Annotated in this window: 11 protein-coding genes and 1 tRNA gene; 3 read left to right on the top strand and 9 right to left on the bottom strand. The window is 72.2% G+C overall.

Features of this window, described 5'->3' with window-relative positions; translation table 11 throughout:
* The 6 genes from MLY01S_RS00555 to MLY01S_RS12755 all read right to left on the bottom strand — a co-directional run bounded on the left by MLY01S_RS00555 (position 1) and on the right by MLY01S_RS12755 (position 6,725).
* A tRNA-Gln gene (locus tag MLY01S_RS00555) sits at positions 1-72 on the bottom strand.
* 100 nt (positions 73-172) lie between these two features.
* Positions 173-1,543, bottom strand: coding sequence for a sugar transferase (locus MLY01S_RS00550; protein ID WP_306301684.1), 1,371 nt, complete (start codon positions 1,541-1,543; stop codon positions 173-175).
* A 320-nt stretch (positions 1,544-1,863) separates the two neighbouring features.
* Positions 1,864-3,696 carry an ABC-F family ATP-binding cassette domain-containing protein gene (locus tag MLY01S_RS00545; RefSeq protein ID WP_067188175.1) on the bottom strand — a complete coding sequence of 611 codons (1,833 nt, stop codon included), beginning with the start codon at positions 3,694-3,696 and terminating at the stop codon, positions 1,864-1,866.
* A gap of 95 nt (positions 3,697-3,791) precedes the next feature.
* A complete protein-coding gene (locus MLY01S_RS00540) occupies positions 3,792-4,766 on the bottom strand; it encodes a 4-(cytidine 5'-diphospho)-2-C-methyl-D-erythritol kinase (RefSeq protein ID WP_067188172.1) in 975 nt (324 codons plus the stop codon).
* Positions 4,763-5,698, bottom strand: a complete 936-nt coding sequence (rsmA, locus tag MLY01S_RS00535) for a 16S rRNA (adenine(1518)-N(6)/adenine(1519)-N(6))-dimethyltransferase RsmA (protein WP_067188340.1) — start codon at positions 5,696-5,698, stop codon at positions 4,763-4,765. The genes MLY01S_RS00540 and rsmA overlap by 4 nt, the downstream gene beginning before the upstream one ends.
* A gap of 82 nt (positions 5,699-5,780) precedes the next feature.
* A complete protein-coding gene (locus tag MLY01S_RS12755; RefSeq protein ID WP_067188169.1) occupies positions 5,781-6,725 on the bottom strand; it encodes a transglycosylase family protein in 945 nt (314 codons plus the stop codon).
* Between the two features lie 271 nt (positions 6,726-6,996).
* Between MLY01S_RS12755 and MLY01S_RS00525 the strand changes: the two genes are divergently transcribed.
* Genes MLY01S_RS00525 through MLY01S_RS00515 form a run of 3 tightly spaced genes read left to right on the top strand, consistent with a single transcriptional unit; the run spans position 6,997 to position 11,587 of the window.
* Entirely contained in the window at positions 6,997-7,998 is a 1,002-nt protein-coding gene (locus MLY01S_RS00525; RefSeq protein WP_067188166.1) for an AAA family ATPase, read from the top strand.
* Positions 7,995-9,227, top strand: coding sequence for a DUF58 domain-containing protein (locus MLY01S_RS00520; RefSeq protein WP_067188163.1), 1,233 nt, complete (start codon positions 7,995-7,997; stop codon positions 9,225-9,227). The genes MLY01S_RS00525 and MLY01S_RS00520 overlap by 4 nt, the downstream gene beginning before the upstream one ends.
* Positions 9,227-11,587, top strand: coding sequence for a transglutaminase TgpA family protein (locus MLY01S_RS00515; protein WP_067188159.1), 2,361 nt, complete (start codon positions 9,227-9,229; stop codon positions 11,585-11,587). Before MLY01S_RS00520 ends, MLY01S_RS00515 begins: the two co-directional genes overlap by 1 nt.
* An 85-nt stretch (positions 11,588-11,672) precedes the next feature.
* Here MLY01S_RS00515 and MLY01S_RS00510 read toward each other — a convergent pair whose 3' ends face one another.
* The 3 genes from MLY01S_RS00510 to rsmI all read right to left on the bottom strand — a co-directional run bounded on the left by MLY01S_RS00510 (position 11,673) and on the right by rsmI (position 15,286).
* Complete coding sequence (locus MLY01S_RS00510) at positions 11,673-12,650, bottom strand: TatD family hydrolase (protein WP_082739485.1); 978 nt, start codon at positions 12,648-12,650, stop codon at positions 11,673-11,675.
* Between the two features lie 103 nt (positions 12,651-12,753).
* Positions 12,754-14,235, bottom strand: coding sequence for an NAD-dependent succinate-semialdehyde dehydrogenase (locus MLY01S_RS00505; protein WP_067188156.1), 1,482 nt, complete (start codon positions 14,233-14,235; stop codon positions 12,754-12,756).
* A gap of 199 nt (positions 14,236-14,434) precedes the next feature.
* Entirely contained in the window at positions 14,435-15,286 is an 852-nt protein-coding gene (gene rsmI, locus MLY01S_RS00500; RefSeq protein WP_067188153.1) for a 16S rRNA (cytidine(1402)-2'-O)-methyltransferase, read from the bottom strand.
* Between the last annotated feature and the right edge of the window lie 18 nt (positions 15,287-15,304).

Here is a 15,304-nt window from a genome sequence, read left to right as displayed (position 1 = left end):
TTCCGCCCCTAGGATTCGAACCTAGACTGCACGGCTCCAAAGGCCGGCGTGCTGCCATTACACCAGGGCGGACCGTCGGCCGCACCGGCAGGCGCGGCGACGCGTCGTCATTCTTCCACACGGCGGACTTCCGCCCACGGGCGCCCCGGCCGAAGCGCGATGGCGGCCGCGGTCAATAGGCGCCGTCCGCGGCGGTGACAGCGCGGACCGTGCGGCCGAGGATGACGATGTCCCCGAGGAGGGACCAGTTCTCCACGTAGTAGAGATCGAGGCGAACGGCATCCTCCCACGAGAGGTCGGAGCGACCTGAGACCTGCCAGAGGCCGGTGATGCCCGGCTGCACCTGGAACCTGCGGTGGACGTAGTCCTCGTACTGCTCGACCTCGTGGGGAAGGTGCGGGCGTGGGCCCACCAGGGACATGTCCCCACGCAGGACGTTGATGAGCTGGGGAAGCTCGTCGATGCTCGTGCGCCGGATGAAGCGGCCGACCCTGGTGATGCGCGGGTCGTCCTTCATCTTGAACAGGACGTTCGCATCGCCCGAGTCCGAGGACAGGGCGGACTTGATTCTCTCCGCGTCCGGGACCATGGAACGGAACTTCAGCATGGTGAACCGTCTGCCGTGGAGGCCGACGCGCTCCTGACGGAACAGGATGGGGCCGGGGCTGTCCAGGCGCACCGCGAGGGCGACGCCGAGCAGCAGTGGGGAGATCAGGACGATCCCGACGCCGGCTGCAAGGACATCGAACGCGCGCTTGGTGGCCGCCTTACCCCTGGACAGGCGAGGCGTGCTGACGTGGATGAGCGGCATGCCGGCCAACGGCTGCATGTGAATCCGGGGACCGGCCACGTCCACGAGGGCCGGCGCCATGATCAGCGAGATGCCGCGCTCCTGCAGCTCCCACCCGAGGCGGCGCACGTCATGCGGCGGGAACGGATCACCTGAGGTGAGGGTGATGGCCTCGACCTGATTGTCCACGGCGAAGTCCACGATCTCACCAATGGTGCTCAGATCCGTACGGCTCGGGATCGGCAGGAACCCCTCACCCCGGGGCCGGTATCCGGGCATGACCGCCGCGACTGGCTCATAGCCCGACCCAGCCTCTGAGACAAGGACACCATGGACGTGTGCGACGCCGCCTGGACCGCCGACCAGGAGCATGCGGCGGCGGTAGCGGCCCTTCGCGCGCTGGCGCGCGACCCAGGTGCGGACAGCGAAGCGGCCCAGCAGCACGGCAAGCAGGCCGACCGGCAGGGCGACGGCCACGTAGCCGCGGGCGGTATCCGTACGGGTCACATAGGAGACGATGGCGACGGCGCCGAAGAAGTAGAGAGTCCCCTTGAGGACCCGCTTGTACTCCTCCGCGCCCACACCGAAGACCTTGATGTCGCGCGAACCGACGATGGCGAGGGTGACGACCCACCCGGCGGCGAGGAACACCGTGAGGGCGGTGTAGTTCAACACATCCATACCGACGATGCGGGCGCCGAGCCCCCCGAATCGGAGGAACTCTGCCATGAGCATGCTGAGCAGGATGAGCACGCTGTCCACCAGGACGAGCAGTCGCGGGATCCCTTGATGCCAGGAGGCACCGAGCAGTCGTTCTCCCTGGGGCCGGGGCGGCCGTGCAGGCCGGGCATGCGCTGCCGATGTCTCCAAGGTGGTTGCCACGTTCTCCCTCTTGCTTGCGGTCCGCGGACGTCGGAGTCGACGAAGGGCGGCCCGACGGTCAGGCTCCTGCGGCCAGGATCCTGAGCATTTCCTATGCCGTGAATGGTAAGCAGACCCAGGCGGTCCAGGCTAGACGTTCGGCACCGAGGAGCTCATCACATACGCATGTGAGAACGCTGACATGGACAGGATCACTCCGCCAGCTCGGCAGCGAGGAGCCACTGTTCCTCCGCCGCCTCCAGCTCGGCGTTCACCTGCTGGAGCTCGGCGTCGACCGGTCCGAGCTCGCCGAAGCGCTGCGCGTCGCTGAGCTCGGCCAGCCGTGCCTCCAGGCCGGCGGCGCGCTCCCTCAGCTTCTCCTGCTGCCGCTCCAGGCGGGCCATGTCCTTGCGCGCCTGCCTGCGTTCGGCGGCTGTCGGTCCCGCAGGAGCCGCCCCGTCGGCCGATCCGGCTCCTGCGGCCGCCGACACCGGCCCGTCGGTCCGCGCACTGGCCTCGACGGCGGATCCGGATGCCGGCATCGCAGAGCGCAGCTCGAGGTACTGGTCCACTCCCCCGGGCAGGCCCCTCACCTTGCCGTCGCCGAGCAGGGCGACCTGGTGGTCCGTCACGCGCTCGAGCAGATAGCGGTCGTGGGAGACCACGATCAGCGTGCCCGGCCAACCGTCCAGCAGGTCCTCGACGGCGGCGAGGGTGTCCGTGTCCAGGTCGTTGGTCGGCTCGTCGAGGAGCAGGACGTTGGGCTCTCCCACCAGGAGGCGGAGCAGCTGCAGCCGGCGTCGCTCGCCGCCGGAGAGCTCGGCGACCGGTGTCCACTGACGGTCCGTGCCGAAGCCGAGCTGCTCGAGAAGCTGGCCCGAGGACATCTCCTTCTCTCCCACCCGGAAGCTCGAGCCCTCACGGGCCATGACTTCGGCCACGCGCAGGTGCGCGACCTCGTCCAGCTCCTGCACGTCCTGGGTGAGCGTCGCCGTGACCACGGTCTTGCCCCGCTTGACACGGCCGGCGTCAGGCTGGACACGGCCGTCCAGCAGCTTGAGCAGGGTCGACTTTCCGGCACCGTTGACGCCCACGATGCCGAGGCGTTCGCCCGGGGCCAGGCGCAGGGTGACGTGGTCCAGGACGGTCTTGGCGCCGAGGGCCAGGCAGACGTCCTCGAGGTCCAGGACGTCCTTGCCGAGTCGGGCGGTGGCCATCCTGGCCAAGGACACCGAGTCCCGGGGTTCGGGGACGTCCGCGATGATCGCGTTGGCCGCCTCGATGCGGAACTTCGGCTTCGAGGTGCGCGCCGGAGCACCGCGGCGGAGCCAGGCGAGCTCCTTCTTCATCAGCTGCTGCCGCTTCTGCTCGGCCACGGCCGCCTGGCGGGCACGCTCGGCACGGGCGAGGATCCACGCCGCGTAGCCGCCGTCGAACGGGTCCACCGTGGCGTCGTGGACCTCCCAGGTGCGGGTGCAGACGGTGTCCAGGAACCAACGGTCGTGGGTCACCACCACGAGGGCGCCGTCGGTGGGGCGCCAGCGGCCCTTCAGATGCTGGGCGAGCCACGCGACGCCCTCCACGTCCAGGTGGTTGGTGGGCTCGTCCAGGAAGAGGACGTCATGGTCGTCCGCGAGCAGTGCGGCCAGGGCCACGCGGCGCCGCTGTCCGCCGGAGAGCCCCTCCACCGTCCGCTCGAGGTCCAGGCCGGACAGGAGACCGTCGAAGACGTCGCGGACCTTGGCGTCCGAGGCCCAGACGTGGTCGTCCACCTCCCCGACGACGGCCTGCTTGACGGTGTGGGCGGGGTCGAGGTCGTCACGCTGGTCCAGCACGCCCACACGCACGCCGCCGCGCCGGGTGACACGGCCGGAGTCCGGGGTCTGCAGGCCGGCCATGATCCGCATGAGGGTGGACTTGCCGTCTCCGTTGCGGCCGACCAGTCCGATGCGGTCGCCCTCGTCCACGCCGAGGGAGAGACCCTCGAGGACGGTGCGGGTGCCGAAGGAGATGCCGATGTTCTCAGCGCCGAGCAGATGTGCCATGAGCGGTGGTGTCAGTCCTTCCGCGTCCGTGCCGGACGCCGGGTGGGGTCAGGGAGTCGTCAGAGGGGCCGGAGCCGGCCCGTGTGGCGCGCCGGTCAGAGCAGGCCGGCACCGTGGACGGGGCCGTGGACCGGGATCGCCTCGATGCCGGTCCGTTCCTTCACCGCGGTCGCCAGGCGTTCGGCCTCCTGCTCGTCCCGGGCCACGAACAGCAGCGTGGGACCGGAGCCGGAGACCATGCCGCGCAGCGCCCCCTCGTCCAGGCCGAGGTCGAGGACATCGGACAGCTCCGGGAACAGGGAGACGGCCGGCGTCTGCAGGTCGTTGTCCATGGCCAGGGCAAGCGCCAGCGGGTCGGCGAGGGCCAGGGCGCGGACCACGTCCTGGTTCACCTCTACGCCCCCAGGAGAGTCCAGGGTGCCCTCGGCCCGGAGGCGGTCGAGGGCTTCGAACACCACCGGCGTCGAGAGTCCGCCGTCCGCCGGGACCACCACGAGATGCACGGGATTCCGGGCTGCCACGGGGGTCAGGTCGGTGCCGGTGCCCAGACCGACCGCGGCTCCTCCGACCACGGAGAAGGGGACGTCCGCGCCGAGCTCCGCGGCGAGCTCGGCGAGTCCCGAGCGGGTCAGTCCGGTGTCCCAGAGGGCGGAGCAGGCCACGAGCGCCGCCGCGGCGTCGGCCGACCCCCCGCCCATGCCGCCGGCGACGGGGACCTGCTTGGCCACCTGGAGGTCCACGCCGTGGGTCTCGGGGTCCAGCCCCATGCGCTCGCGCAGCAGCACGGCGGCACGGTGGGCGAGGTTGGACTCGTCCCACGGGACATCGTGGGCGTCCACGAGGCTCACGTGGCGAGGGCAGGGCCCCACGGTGATGCGGCCGTCGTCCCTGGCCACCGCGGTGACGGTCTCCGTCAGGGACACGGCCAGGTACACGCTGGCGACGTCGTGGTAGCCGTCCGGGCGCAGCGGTCCGACCCGGAGGGAGACGTTGACCTTGCCCGGCGCGGTGGCGGTGACGTGGCGGCGGGCGACGTCGCCGTGGACATCATGGCGCGCGTGCGTGTTCATGCGGTCTCCTCAGTCACCTGGGCACCACGGGCCGCGGCGATGCGGGCGAAGTCCGCGATGCCGAGGGCCTCACCGCGGGTCTGGGGCTCGACGCCGGCGGCGCGCAGCGCGTCCTCCGCGGCGGAAGCGCTGCCCGCCCAGCCGGACAGGGCGGCGCGCAGGGTCTTGCGGCGCTGGGCGAAGGCCGCGTCCACCACAGCGAACACGTCCTCACGCTCGACGCCTGCCACCGGCGGCTGCGCGGCACGCTCGAAGGCGACGAGCCCGGAGTGGATGCGGGGCGCTGGCCAGAACACCTGGGTGCCGATGGTGCCGACCTTGCGCACGGGGCCGTACCAGGCGGCCTTGGCCGACGGCACCCCGTAGACCTTCGAGCCGGGTCCGGCGGCGAGCCGGTCGGCCACCTCCTCCTGCACCATGACGAGCCCGTGGCGGATGTCCGGGAAGTGCTCGAGCACATGCAGGAGCACGGGCACGGCCACGTTGTACGGCAGGTTCGCCACGAGCGCGGTCGGGCCGCCCTGCGCCGCAGCCGGTCGGACCGCGTCGACCTCTTCGGGCGTCACCGTCATCGCATCGCCGTGGAGGACGGCGAGGCGTTCGGAGGCGCCCGCACGCATCGCGGAGGCGGTCGCGGGGAGGCGGGCGGCCGTCGTCGGGTCGATCTCCACGGCGGTCACGGCGGCCGCGGCGTCCATGAGGCCGAGGGTGAGCGATCCCAGACCCGGGCCGACCTCGAGGACGTGCTCGTCTTCGGCGAGCGCGGCGGCGGCGACGATGCGGCGGATGGTGTTCGGGTCGATCACGAAGTTCTGCCCCCAGGACTTGGTGGGGCGCAGGTCCAGCTCCGCGGCGATGCGCCGGATGTCCGCGGCGCTGAGCAGCGGGGCGACGCCGGGCGCGGCGGAGGTGTCGTCGGCGTGGTCGGGCATGGTCACGAGTCTATCGACCGCAGACGCGCCGCGGCCCGGCCCCTGTGGAGGGACCGGGCCGCGGCGTCATGCGCAGGTCGGATCAGGACAGACCCAGCTGGGCCGCGCAGCTGGGCCAGGCGCCCCAGCCTGCCATGGCCTGGATCTTCTTGCCCATGATGATCTGCTGCTCACGGGTGGCCATGTGCGGCATCGGGGCGTACTGGGTGCCGCCGTTGGCGACCCACACGTCCTGCTTGAACTGGATGCCTCCGTAGAAGCCGTTGCCGGTGTTGATGGACCAGTTGCCGCCGGACTCGCACTGCGCCAGGCGGTCCCACACGGCGTCGTTCGACGTGGTGGAGGCGGTGCGCTCGACGGCGACGCGCTCGGTGGCGACGCTCTGCTGGGCGGCCTGCTCTGCAGCCTTCTGCTCTGCAGCCTTCTGCTCGGCGGCCTGCTTCGCCTTGGCCTCCTCGGCAGCCTTCTGTTCGGCAGCCTCCTCGGCGGCCTTCTGCTGCGCGGCCTTCTCCTCAGCGTCGCGCCGCTGGGCAGCCTCCTCGGCGGCGCGCTGCTGGGCAACCTTCTCGGCCCACGCCTTCTCCGCGGCCTCACGCTCGGCAACCTTCTTCGCCCAGGCCTCCTCCGCGGCCTCCTGCTCGGCGGCGCGGCGCTCGGCTGCCTTCTCGGCCCACGCCTTCTCCATGGCCTCACGCTCGGCAACCTTCTCCGCCCAGGCCTTCTGCTGCGCAGCCCTCTGCTCGGCGGCCTTCTTCTTCTCGGCCGCCTCGGCCTTCTCCGACTTCTCGGCAGCCTTCTTCTCAGCCTTCCGGGCCTTCTCCGACTCCTCGGCCTGACGCTCGACGTCCCCGCCCTTGTCCGCCTCGTCCTTCTCCACCTGGGCCACGCGCTCCAGGGTCACGTCCTCCTGCTTCGCCTGGGCGGCATCGTCCTGACCGGCGCATCCGGTCAGACCGAGGGCGGCGATCGCAGCGACGGCGGCCAGACGGCCGGGACGGGTCGAACGCAGATTCGGGGCAGACAGCATGAAGCCTTCTCTCCTCAAGGGGACTCGGACAGTCGCACACTGGCCACGGCATCTCAGCCGTGCAGCTGCGGCGGATCACGCCGACGTAGGGACCTATCACGAGATGAACGGGATCGACGATAACGACTTGGTCACGGTAGATCAAGGATCGGTGACGAACCGCACCGTCCGAACTGTTCCACATCACGGGGCGTAGGCTGGCCGAAACAGAGGCCGTGCGCATCCCGCGGGCGGTCACCTCCCCGGCCCCGCCTGACAGGAGTTCACGTCCATGCGCCCTGGCACTCCCGCCTTCACCGAGCTCACCGACGCCCTCATCGCGAGGATCCAGGAGGTGGTCGAAGGCAAGCCCGAGGCCGTCCGGACCGCGGTCCTGGTACAGCTGGCCGGCGGCCACCTGCTGGTGGAGGACGTGCCCGGCGTCGGCAAGACCCTGCTCGCCCGGACCCTGGCCGGCGCCGTCGGCGGCGAGGTGAACCGCATCCAGTTCACCCCGGACCTGCTGCCGGCGGACATCACGGGCGTCTCCGTGTTCCACCAGGAGCGCCACGACTTCCAGTTCCGCCCCGGCCCGGTGTTCGCCCACCTCGTGATCGCGGACGAGATCAACCGTGCCTCGGCCAAGACGCAGGCAGCCCTCCTGGAGGCCATGGAGGAGCACCGGGTGTCCGTGGACGGCACCACGCACCGCCTGCCGGACCCGTTCATGGTGGTCGCCACCCAGAACCCCTCCGACTCCCAGGGCACGTACCCGCTGCCGGAAGCCCAGCGGGACCGCTTCATGGCCCGCATCTCCATGGGCTACCCGGACACGGACGCCGAGGTGCTGATGCTGGCCCACCACACCCACGACCCGGACCGCCCCGACGCGGCCGTCCAGGACGACGTCGAGCCCGTCATGGATGTGGACACCGCCCGCAGCCTGGTCGCCGCCACCTCCCTGGTCGCCGTCGGCGAGCCGGTGCGCCGCTACCTCGTGGCGCTCGGCCAGGCCACCCGCCGGCACGCCGACGTGCGCGTGGGCGCGAGCCCGCGCGCGCTGGTGCAGTGGATGTCGGCCGCCCGCGCCGAAGCCGCACTGAGCGGCCGCGACTACGTGGTCCCGGACGACGTGCGCGCCGTGGCCCATGTGGTCCTGGCCCACCGCCTGCTGCTGGACGGACCCGTCCGCCATGACACCACCTCGCCGCAGGCGCGCCGCATCGTGGACGAGGTCCTCTCCCAGGTCCAGGCCCCCTTCGCCTCCCGCGCCGAGGCTCGAGCCGCCCGATGAGCGCGCCGCTGACCCGGCTGCCCCGGTTCCGTCCCCGTGCCGACGCCGTGGGGCTCATGATCCTCGGCGTCGTGCTCCTGGCGCTCGGCCCGGTGCTGGGCCGACGCGAGGCGATCGCGGTGGGCCTGTTCCTGCTGATCCTCGTGCTGGCCGCCCTGGTCCTGACACTCGTCGAGCTCGTCCTCACCCGTCGCGCCTGGGAGCGGTCCTGGATCGGTCTGGCCGCTCCGCGCACGGACAGCCTGCACGGACTGCACGAACGGCTCGAGCCCCTGGACCTCACCGTGCACACGCGCGCTGACTCCCTGTCCGGCGGCGCCGGCCTCGAGGTGTACCTCCCCGAGTCCCTGCGTCCCGACGACGGCCCCTCGCCTCGGTCTCGACGCCTCCGCCGTCTGTGGCGCTCCGCCCGTGCCGGCGGGTGGACCCCGTTGCGCGGCTCGGCGCTCTCCCTGTTCCCCCACTGGCGAGGTCGCTACGAGCTGGACGCCGTCCGCTGCCGCGTCACCGGACCGTTCGGCCTGTGGAGCGCACGTCAGCGGATCGCCGTCCCCCAGGAGGCCGAGCTGCCGGTGGGCCCGCGCCGCAGGCCTCTCCCGGCGGACCTGGACCGGGTGCTGATGGCCCAGGTGGCGCGCGCCATCGGGTATCGACGCACCCAGCGCCCGGACGACGTCGGGCTGCGCGAGCACACGGCCGGCGACGCCCTGCACCGCGTGCACTGGGGCGCCACCGCACGCGCCGGCCAGCTCATGGTGCGCGCCGAGGAGCCCGAGGACCGAGCGCCGGTCCAGCTGCTCGTGGACCGCACCCTCGGCTCGGGTGAGCCGCAGAGGCACGTGTCCCCGTCCGGCCACGAGGTGAGCACCGACGATGCCCTGGAGGCCGTCGTGGCCACCGCCGCCGCCGTCGAGAACTCCCTGCGATCCCAGACGGACCTGGACGTGGACGTGGTGGACCACACCGGCGACCGCTTCGACCCCGCCTCGGCCTGGACCGACATGTACGGCGCGGACCATGAAGGGGCGCCCTGGTCACTGCGCCGCGACGCCATCGACGGTGCGGCCGTGATGCTCGTGGCCGTCGTCGGCGCCTCGACGCCCTATCCTCCTGCGGCGCCTGCGCAGCGCGGAGCCGTGGTGCTGGTGACCGAGGCCGCGGCCGCCGAGGCAGACCGCTGGCGCTCTGCCGGCTGGAACGTCCTGACGAGCACGGGAGGAGACCGATGATGTCCGCCGCACCCACCGTCTCCGCCCCGGTCCAGGACGACGCGTCGGCCGCCGACGCGCCCCCGACGTTCCCCCGTGCCCTGCTCGGCTGCGCCGCGGTCGCACTGCTGTCCCTGGTCCTGATCGGTGCCGCGGCGCAGGCCGCGGACGCCCTCTTCGCCGGACCCTGGTTCTGGGCCGCGTTCCTGCCGTGCATCGCCTTTGCCGTCGCCTGGACGCCGGTGACCGCCTGGTTCGAACACCGTGACGCCTCCGGCGACACCGCAGGGCTGCTGGGCGTGCTGGCCGGTGCGGTGGTCGCCGCAGTCTTCTGGCTGCGCATCGGCTGGTCCGAGACCCTGCTGCTCGGCGCCCTCCCGACCGGACAGACGTTCGGAGCCCTGCAGGAGGAGATCTCCCTCCTGGGCCGGACGATCGCGCAGGAGACCCCGCCCATCACCGCATCCGCAGGCGCAGTCGCCAGCACCTGCGCGGTGCTGCTGCTCGCGCTCGCGCTGACACTGCTGCTCGCCCGCTCCCTGGACCAGCCCACCCTCGCCGGCGCACCGGCGCTGACCCTGGTCGTCATCGGCGCGGTGGTGACCGCGGGAGTGACTCCGCTGCCGGCGATGCTGCTGGCCGCCGCCGCCTGGATGGGGCTGATGTGGCTGGCGCACCCGACCCGGCGCGTCCGCAGCGCCCTGGGCTCGGCGGGCACCGCCGCGGCGGCCCTTCTGGCCCTGCTGGTCGCCGCGGCGACCCTGCCGCAGCTGACCTCCGGCCTGCTTCCGGAGGGCCAGCGGTGGACGTCCGGCCAGAGCTCCGGTCCCCAGCTGAACACCGAGGTGAACCTCGGCGAGGACCTGCGCCGCACCCCCGGCCCCACGGGCATCTCCCTCACCACCGAGGACGGGACCGGCCGGTACCTGCGCACCGGCGTGGTGGAGGACATCATGGCGGACACGTGGCACCTGCGCCGTCCGGATGACAACGCCCCCTTCGCCCGCCAGGAGATCGCCTTCCCGCAGCCCGGGCTGCCGCAGACCACGGACCAGGTGACCGTGACGTTGGACCGGTTCTCCCCCGACTGGATCCCCGTGCCGAACGGCGCCCAGCGTGTTCCGGCGGCCGAGGACGACTGGGTGCCGCTGCTGCAGGACACCGTCATCGCGCGGCCGACGCCGACCCGTCTGTCCGGCGGTCTGACGCTGATCGACTCGGCGATCGCGGCCGCCCCCGAGGACATGCCCGCCCACCTTGAGCAGGCGGCTGGCACAGACCAGGAGGGGCCGGACCGGGACCGCATGAGCGCGGACGAGCGTGCCCGGCTCCAGGACTCCGAGCTCGCCCGCCAGGCCGAGGAGGTCATGGACGGCGGCGCCTCCGACTGGGAGAAGGCCAACGCCCTGCAGGCCTGGCTGCGTTCGGACGAGTTCGACTACTCCACCACGGCTCCCGTCGACGACGACTACGACGGCTCCGGGCTGTCCATGACGGAGCAGTTCCTCCAGAAGCGCACCGGCTACTGCGTGCACTTCGCCTCGGCCTTCGCCCTGATGGCGGAGTCGCAGGGGCTGCAGACCCGCATCGTCATCGGCTACGCCCCGGAGACCGGTCAGGCCGGTGAGCCCACCGACATTCCCTCGAACCGGGCCCACGCGTGGCCGGAGGTCTACTTCGACGGAGTCGGCTGGATCGCCTTCGAGCCGACCTCCGGCGTGGCCGATGCCCCGGACTACACCGACCCGGAGGCCGGTGCCGGTGCCGGCGCCCTGCCGTCCGAGTCCGCCTCGCCGTCTGCCTCCGAACCGGCCTCGCCGAGCCCGACCGAGATCTTGCCCTCGGCCTCCACATCGGCCTCTCCCTCTCCCACCGAGGCTGCGAGCCCGACCGCGTCGCCTGAGTCCACCGAGCAGGCCGGGGACGAGCCGCAGAAGCCCGGTGTCTCGGCCGCCGACGTGTTCCGTGTGGTCGGCATCGTGCTCGGCGTCCTCCTGCTCGTGGCCGTGGTCGCCGCGGCGATCTTCGGGCCTGCCTGGTGGCGCAGGCGCCGTCGGCGGCGGCGTCTGGAGGGCCCGTGGGAGGGCGAGGACCAGGCACGTGCCCGCGTGCTGGCCGCCTGGGCCGAGGTACGGGACACCGCAGCCCGTTCGAAGGTCCGGCAGGGCCCCTCCCAGGCCGAGGCCGCGGCGGCCGCCGCGTGGGTGGCCCTCGTGCCGGAGCGCCAGGAGGAGATGGACACCGTCCGGTCTGCGGTCCAGTGGGCCCGCTACGCGCCGTCCACCAGCCCGGCCCCCACGGATCCTGCCGCGGTCTCGGCGGCGGCCGGTGCCGTCGTCGAGGCGATGGACGAGGCGAAGAAGGAGCGGAAGAGGGACTGATGCCCGGCCGGTGACGGAAGCACCGAGGGCCCTGGGCGGAACGTCCCAGGGCCCTCGACCGGTGCGCCGGACGGACCCCGGCCCGTCAGAACTCTCCGTACACCGCCGTCGTGTTCGCGTCGATCGCACGGGCGAGGTCGTCCACGTCCGTCCCGCGCACCTGCGCCATGTGCCGCAGGGTGTACGGCACCAGGTAGGGGGCGTTGGGGCGCCCCCGGTACGGGTGCGGCGTCAGGAAGGGCGCGTCGGTCTCGACGAGCAGCAGGTCCTCGCGGGCCTCGGGGAGGGCTTCGCGCAGGGCGTCGTTGGCCTTGAACGTCACCGGGCCGGCGAAGGACATGTGCCAGCCGTGTTCGTTGCAGATGCGTGCCAGGTCGACCTCGCCGGAGAAGCAGTGGAACACGACCTTCTCCGGGAGCCCTCCTGCGCCCTGTTCCTCCAGCAGGATGCGGACGACGTCGTCGTGGGCGTCGCGGTCATGGATCTGCAGTGCCTTGCCCAGGGTGCGGGCGAGCCGGATGTGCCAGCGGAAGGACTCCTGTTGGACGGCATGACCGGCCTCATCGCGTGTGCGGAAGTAGTCCAGGCCGGTCTCCCCCACGGCGCGGACCCGCGGATGTGCCGCGAGGAGCTCGATCTCGGCGAGCGCCTCGTCCAGGGACCCGCGCTCGGCGTGCCGTGCGGCGTCGTTCGGGTGGATGGCCACGGCGCCGAGCAGCCGCGGGTCCGCCTCGATGGACTCGACGGTGAAGCGGGCCGAGGCCACATCGCAGCCCACCTGCACGGCGCCGCGGACGCCCACGGCCTCGGCCGCGTCCATCGCCTGCGACGGCGTGACGGTCACCAGGCCGTCGCGGAAGTCCAGGTGGGTGTGGTTGTCCACCACGGGCACCGGCAGCGGCTCCGGCGCGGGTGGATACTCGAGGCGGCGCTTCCGGCCCGTCTTCTCGTCCTTCTCGTCGCGGCGGGGACCGTCGCCGGCCGGGGCTTCGGCCTGCCGGGGCAGGTAGGCCTCGGGGACCGAGGGCGGCTCGGCGTGGTCGGGGCTCAGTTCAGTGGGCATGCGGCCCACTCTAGGACGGCCACGGCCCCCGGAGTCTCCTCCGGGGGCCGTGGTCTCGGTTGCTGTGCGGCGGGTCAGCACAACAGCGCAGCCGGTCAGCGCATCACTTGCCCGCGTACGGGTCGGCGATGCCGATGTACTGGACGGTGGTGTACTCCTCGATGCCCTCGGCGCCGCCCTCGCGGCCGAGGCCGGACTGCTTGACGCCGCCGAACGGGGCCGCCGGGTTGGAGATCACGCCGGCGTTGTAGCCCACCAGGCCGAACTCGATCTGCTCGGAGACCCGGTACATGCGGGTGTAGTCCTTGGAGAAGATGTAGGACGCCAGGCCGTACTCGGTGTCGTTGGCCATCTCGATGGCCTCCTCCTCGGTGGAGAAGGTGACGATCGGGGCCACGGGGCCGAAGATCTCCTGCTTCAGGATCGGGTTGTCCTTGTCCACCTTGAGTGCGGTGGGCTGGTAGAAGTAGCCCGGGCCCTCGACCTTGTCGCCGCCGGTGAGCACCTCGCCGCCGGCTTCCACGGCCTCGGTGACGAGCGCGTGGATGTCATCGCGGGCGCCCTCGTCCACGATCGGGCCGAGGGTGGAGTCCGGGTCGGTGCCGCGCAGCGGCTTGAGGGCCTCGAGCCTGGCCACGAACTTCTTCGTGAACTCCTCGGCCACGTCCTCGTGGACGAGGAAGCGGTTGGCGGCGGTGCAGGCCTCGCCCATGTTGCGCATCTTGGCGGCGAAGGCGCCCTCCACCGCGGCGTCGAGGTCGGCGTCCTCGAACACGATCAGCGGGGCGTTGCCGCCGAGCTCCATGGAGGTGCGCAGCACGTTCTTGGCGGCGTCCTGCATCAGCTTCACGCCCACCGGGGTGGAGCCGGTGAAGGAGACCTTGCGCAGGCGCGGGTCCTCGAGGATGGGCCCGGAGATCGCGGAGGCGGAGGAGCCGGAGACCACGTTGAGCACGCCCTTGGGCAGGCCGGCCTCCTGCATGACCTGCGCGAACAGCTGGGTGGTCAGCGGGGTGAGCTTGGCGGCCTTGAGCACCATGGTGCAGCCGGCGGCGACGGCGGGGCCGACCTTGCGGGTGGCCATGGCCAGCGGGAAGTTCCAGGGGGTGATCAGCAGGCAGGGGCCGACCGGCTTGTGGTTCACCTGCATGCGCAGGGTGCCCTCGGGGCCGTTCACGGTACGGCCGTAGTGGCGCACGGCCTCCTCGGAGAACCAGCGCAGGAACCCGTTGCCGTAGGTGACCTCGCCGCGGGCCTCGGCCAGGGGCTTGCCCATCTCGAGGGTCATCAGCAGCGCGAAGTCCTCGGCGCGCTCGTTGATCATGTCGTAGGCGCGGCGCAGGATGTCCGCCCGTTCCTTGGCCGGGGTGCGGGCCCAGTCCTTCTGTGCGGCGCAGGCGGCGTCGAAGGCGGCCATCGCGTCGTCCGAGCCGCCGTCCTGCAGGGAGGCGAGGACCTCGCCGGTGGCCGGGTCCTTCACGTCGAAGGTCGTGTCGGAGGAGGCCTCACGCCACTCTCCGTCGATCAGCAGGCCCTTCGGGACGGACTCCAGCAGGGCCTTCTCACGTTCGGCGGTCACGGTCATGGTGCACCTCTCTCACACGGGGTCGTCGGCTCGCCTGCCGCGGCGGCCGCTTGCCTGTCAGCTCCAACGGCGGGCCGGGCCGGGCTCATTCCCGGCGCCCGCTCCCTCCGGGGCCTCTACCGCGCATCCTACTGACCGACAGGGCCTGTGCCCCACGGCTGTCCGACGCTCGGGCACTCCCGACGCCGCAGGGACCGGCTCAGCCTTTCCGGGCCGCCAGCACCGCGTCGTACAGCTCGTTCTTGCGCACGCCGTGGGCGGCCGCCACCTCGGCGGCGGCCTGCTTCATCCGCTCGCCGTCGGCAACCCTCTGCTCGACGACGGCCACCAGCTCCTGCAGGCTCGTCGCCTCCGCCTCGGCACCGGGGCCGACGACGAGGACGATCTCACCGCGGATGCCCTCGCCCGCCTGACGCTCACGGGCCCAGTCCAGCAGCTCGCCGACGGTGCCGCGGACGATCTCCTCGTGCAGCTTCGTCAGCTCGCGGGCCACGCAGGCGGGGCGGTCCGCTCCGAGCACCTCCACGAGGGACTCCAGCGCCGCCGTGATCCGCTGCGGGGACTCGAAGAACACCACGGTCCGCTGCTCGGTGCGGATCTGCTCGAAGGCGCGGGTCCGCTCCCCCGCCTTGCGCGGGACGAAGCCGTCGAAGGCGAAGCGGTCCGTCGGGAGCCCGGACAGGGCCAGCGCCGTCGTCACGGCGCTGGCCCCCGGCGCGCAGGTCACGGCCAGCCCCTCGGCCGCGGCGGCGGCCACCAGCCGGTGGCCCGGATCGGAGACGGTCGGCATGCCGGCGTCGGTCACCACGGCCACGGTGGCCCCGTCCCGCACCAGAGCCAGCAGCCCCTGGGCGGAGGCGGCCTCGTTGTGCTCGTGGTGCGCCATAAGCCGCCCGGCCGGGGTCACGCCGAGCTTCCGGCACAGCTGCCGGGCCATGCGGGTGTCCTCCGCCGCCACCACGTCCGCAGTGGCGAGCACCTCGCGCAGCCGGTCGGTGGCGTCGCCGAGGTTCCCGATCGGCGTGGCCGCGAGGATCAGCTGTCCGGTCATGCGTGTTCCTCCCTGTCG

This window comes from Micrococcus lylae NBRC 15355 (assembly GCF_001570885.1).
Taxonomy (GTDB): Bacteria; Actinomycetota; Actinomycetes; order Actinomycetales; family Micrococcaceae; genus Micrococcus; species Micrococcus lylae.
This window is presented reverse-complemented; position numbering and strand designations above follow the sequence as displayed.

Excerpts from the sequence above, each read along its gene's own strand:
- MLY01S_RS00515 (WP_067188159.1), top strand. The coding sequence starts at position 9,227 with ATGTCCGCCGCACCCACCGTCTCCGCCCCGGTCCAGGACGACGCGTCG.
- MLY01S_RS00520 (WP_067188163.1), top strand. The coding sequence starts at position 7,995 with ATGAGCGCGCCGCTGACCCGGCTGCCCCGGTTCCGTCCCCGTGCCGAC.
- MLY01S_RS00505 (WP_067188156.1), bottom strand. The coding sequence starts at position 14,235 with ATGACCGTGACCGCCGAACGTGAGAAGGCCCTGCTGGAGTCCGTCCCG.
- rsmI (WP_067188153.1), bottom strand. The coding sequence starts at position 15,286 with ATGACCGGACAGCTGATCCTCGCGGCCACGCCGATCGGGAACCTCGGC.
- MLY01S_RS00540 (WP_067188172.1), bottom strand. The coding sequence starts at position 4,766 with ATGAACACGCACGCGCGCCATGATGTCCACGGCGACGTCGCCCGCCGC.
- rsmA (WP_067188340.1), bottom strand. The coding sequence starts at position 5,698 with ATGCCCGACCACGCCGACGACACCTCCGCCGCGCCCGGCGTCGCCCCG.
- MLY01S_RS12755 (WP_067188169.1), bottom strand. The coding sequence starts at position 6,725 with ATGCTGTCTGCCCCGAATCTGCGTTCGACCCGTCCCGGCCGTCTGGCC.
- MLY01S_RS00510 (WP_082739485.1), bottom strand. The coding sequence starts at position 12,650 with ATGCCCACTGAACTGAGCCCCGACCACGCCGAGCCGCCCTCGGTCCCC.
- MLY01S_RS00545 (WP_067188175.1), bottom strand. The coding sequence starts at position 3,696 with ATGGCACATCTGCTCGGCGCTGAGAACATCGGCATCTCCTTCGGCACC.
- MLY01S_RS00525 (WP_067188166.1), top strand. The coding sequence starts at position 6,997 with ATGCGCCCTGGCACTCCCGCCTTCACCGAGCTCACCGACGCCCTCATC.